The sequence below is a fragment of the Calidithermus terrae genome (assembly GCF_003574345.1).
Taxonomy (GTDB): domain Bacteria; phylum Deinococcota; class Deinococci; order Deinococcales; family Thermaceae; genus Calidithermus; species Calidithermus chliarophilus.
In genome coordinates, this window is the sequence record NZ_QXDL01000382.1 from 1 (window position 1) to 1913 (window position 1913).

Below are 1913 nucleotides of genomic sequence, written 5' to 3' on the forward strand. Positions count from 1 at the left end.
CCCCAGCCCCGCCCCGCCGACCCCTCCGCCGGCCTCGAGGTGGCCGACGCCTTCGACGCCCGCATCGTGCGGCGGGTCAAGCCCGCGGAGGAGGCCAAGCTCGTGGCCCTCACCTTCGACGACGGCCCCTGGCCCGGCTCGACCCCGGCGGTGCTCGACATCCTGGCCCACGAGGGCGTCAAGGCCACCTTTTTCTGGGTCGGGCAGCACCTCGAGCGCTACCCCGACCTCGCGCGGCGGGTGGTGGCCGAGGGCCACGCCGTGGGCAACCACACCTACAGCCACCGCAGCGCCGCCAGCCCCGCCGAGGTCGCCGCCGAGGAAATTGGCCGCACCAACGCCCTCATCGAGGAGCTGACCGGGGTTCGCACCACCCTCTTCCGGCCCCCGGGAGGCCACCTCAAGAACGGCCTGGTCAAGCACGCGCTCGAGCAGGGCTACGTGGTGGTGATGTGGTCGGCCCTCTCCGACGACACCAAGCCCGGCGCCGACGCCGCGAGCATCGTGCACAACGTGATGGGGCGGGTCCGGCCGGGCAGCATCGTCCTGCTGCACGACGGGGGCGGCGACCGCGCCCGCACCCTCGAGGCCCTGCCCCTGCTCATCGAGCGCCTGCGGGCCGAAGGCTACCGCTTCGTGACGGTGCCGGAGCTGCTCGAGTCCGGCGAGGTTGACACCAACCCCTGGGCTGCCCGCCCCTGAGGCCTGCCGTGAGCCTGCGCTTCCAGGTGCTCGGCGCGCCCGGCCGCGACAACGCCCTCTTCGTGCGGGCCGACAGCGGCCACGCCCTGTGCCGCTTCCTCTTCGACTGCGGCCAGGACTGCACCGCCGACCTCCCCTACGCCGAGGTCCAGGCCGTCGAGCACCTGTGCTTCTCGCACCTGCACATGGACCACGTCGGCGGCTTCGACCCCTTCTTCCGCGCCACCTTCGGGCGCCCCGAGCCCGTCACCGCCTGGGGCCCGCCCGGCACTGCCCGCATCCTCCACCACCGCCTGCAGGGCTACCTCTGGAACATCCCCGGCGACGAGGGCGGCACCTGGCGGGTGCGCGAGGTCCACCCCCGCCACCTGCACACCTACCGCTTCGAGCTGCCCGAAGCCTTCGCCGTCGCCCACGACGAGGGCACGGTCCCCAGCCACGGCCTGCTGCTCGAGACCGAGCCCTTCACCCTCGAGGCCATGGCCCTCGACCACCGCACCCCCTCGCTGGCCTACCTCCTGCGCGAGAGGCCCCGCCAGAACATCGACCCGCACAAGCTCGAGGCCCTGGGCCTGCCCCCCGGGCCCTGGCTCAAGCAGCTCAAGGAGCCCACGCCCACCCAGCACAGCCTCGAGGTCGAGGGCCACGCCTACGGCCTCGCCGCCCTCCGCGCCGCCCTCCTCACCGAATCCCCCGGCGACTCCGTCGCCTACCTCACCGACTTCCGCCTCGACAAGGCCGCCCTCGAGCGCCTGGTCCCCTGGCTGAGGGGCGTGCAGACCCTGGTGTGCGAGAGCCAGTACCGCCACGCCGACCTCGAGCTCGCCCACAAGAACTACCACCTCACCAACGTCCAGGCCGCCACCCTCGCCAAGGAGGCGGGCGCCGGGGAGCTCATCCTCTTCCACCTCTCCGACCGCTACGGCTCGAGGGAGCGCAGCCTCCTGCTGCACGAGGCGCAGGACATCTTCCCCGGCACACGGTTTCCTGAGCATTGGGGGGATGGATAGCCGATAGCCGATAGCTGAACGCAAAACGCAAAACGCCGTAGGGACGCGAGGTCTCGCGTCCCTACAAAGTTAATCATCCACTGGGGTTGTGCCCCTCCCGCAGGCCGACTACAGCCCCACTCCCCAGGGGACACCCGCTCGGTGGTTACTGCCGTGCCCCGGCCGGGGTGTGCGGCTCACGCGGGAGGGGGACAACCCCAG

Annotated in this window: 2 protein-coding genes; both read left to right on the forward strand. The window is 72.0% G+C overall.

Annotated elements, in window-relative coordinates:
• A partial coding sequence (locus Mterra_RS20915; protein WP_147373015.1) for a polysaccharide deacetylase family protein occupies positions 1–702 on the forward strand: 702 nt, incomplete at its 5' end.
• An 8-nt stretch (positions 703–710) separates the two neighbouring features.
• Positions 711–1712: an MBL fold metallo-hydrolase gene (locus tag Mterra_RS20920; protein WP_119316835.1), complete on the forward strand. Its 1002-nt coding sequence runs from the start codon at positions 711–713 to the stop codon at positions 1710–1712.
• Positions 1713–1913 lie beyond the last annotated feature (201 nt).